Origin of the sequence: Microvirga sp. Mcv34, assembly GCF_024519725.1 — a bacterium.
Lineage (GTDB): Bacteria > Pseudomonadota > Alphaproteobacteria > Rhizobiales > Beijerinckiaceae > Microvirga.
Genome location: NZ_JALJRK010000331.1, coordinates 1 through 222, shown reverse-complemented (window position 1 = coordinate 222; position 222 = coordinate 1). Strand labels below are relative to the sequence as shown.

Below are 222 nucleotides of genomic sequence, written 5' to 3'. Positions count from 1 at the left end.
CGAGCGGCCCAAACAGGCGGCCTTCCTGGTTCTCCAGCGTGAAGATCGGCAGGAACGAGACCGTGATGATCAGCAGGCTGAAGAACAGGGCCGGGCCGACCTCGCTTGCGGCCTCGATCAGGATCTCGACGCGTGGCTTGTCCTTGGGGGCCCGTTCCAGGTGCTTATGGGCGTTCTCGATCATGACGATCGCCGCATCGATCATCGCCCCGACCGCAATCG

General features: G+C 63.5%; 1 protein-coding gene. It reads right to left on the bottom strand.

The window, feature by feature from the left end; translation table 11 throughout:
- Window positions 1-222: efflux RND transporter permease subunit (locus OC446_RS31235; protein ID WP_262032646.1), on the bottom strand; the 222-nt coding region annotated here is incomplete at both ends.